Origin of the sequence: Pseudoalteromonas sp. TB51 (genome assembly GCF_000498055.1) — a bacterium.
GTDB lineage: Bacteria > Pseudomonadota > Gammaproteobacteria > Enterobacterales > Alteromonadaceae > Pseudoalteromonas > Pseudoalteromonas atlantica.
Genome location: NZ_AUTO01000240.1, coordinates 1 through 992, shown reverse-complemented (window position 1 = coordinate 992; position 992 = coordinate 1). Strand labels below are relative to the sequence as shown.

Below are 992 nucleotides of genomic sequence, written 5' to 3'. Positions count from 1 at the left end.
AACAGCAGCAGTGCGTAAATTAGTAGTATTAGCCACAGCCAATGTATGCTGTGCATATACTTTCATTTCTGCGGCACGTTGTAGCTCTAAAACAGCATTGGCCTGGTTTTGTTTTGCTAGGGCTGCATCAGCAATTAACGCGCGGTTCTTAGCGGCCACATTAGCAACATAGCCTGCAGTACTTGCGCTTAGCCCCGCAACTAAATGCCCCGTTAATACAGTAGCTAATGCACCGGTTGCAAATACTAAATCATCAACGGCGTCTTCATTTTGGCGTAAATACGCCATGGTATCGGTGATTGAATCAACAATACTGGTTACAGCGAAGTTTACTGGCTCTTCGTATTTACGTATTAAGCGCTGGTACTCGTTACCCATTTCCGCAAAGCTGGCATTTATTTTACCTTCGGTAGCCTCGGCCGCTCCCGCATAATCGTTAAGCGCTTTTATCAGATAGTTTTTAAACATCTGACTGGTTACTTGGCCATCGTTCACCATTTGCCTAAAACCACCGGCAGCTTTACCTGCTGCTTTATCAAGTTTTTGCAAAAGCCCTGGCATAGGTTCTGTTACTTGGTTTAACTCTTCAGCGCGTAAAACGCCGGCAGTCATCCCTTGCGTCATACCAAATAAGCTTTGTGCAAGCTGCACATTGCTCGCACCCGTTTTAGCGGCGGNGTTAGCCATGCCTTCTAGAATTGCTTTACCTTGGGTTTGAGTAACAACACCCACTTCTTGTAGCGTTAAAATTTTACTGTAAGAGTCGGCAAGGGTGGTGTAACCGGTGTTTAAACGATCAGAGGTGGCAAATAAATATTCTTGTACTTTGGCGTAGTTTTCAGCTGAGCCAGTTAGCCCTTTAAGGCGTGTATCTAGCAACTGGGCTGCGCCCGTATCGCGCACAAACATGGTCGCGGTGCCAATACCCACCAAGGTAGTCAGCGTTGCACCAATTTGCCCGTAGGCACTATTCATTAACCCCAATTGGCGGG

1 protein-coding gene is annotated in these 992 nt (G+C 46.6%); it reads right to left on the bottom strand.

Going from position 1 to position 992, the window contains the following annotated elements:
• Nucleotides 1-975: tape measure protein (locus L650_RS0113865; RefSeq protein ID WP_223230585.1), on the bottom strand; the 975-nt coding region annotated here is incomplete at its 3' end.
• Between the last annotated feature and the right edge of the window lie 17 nt (nt 976-992).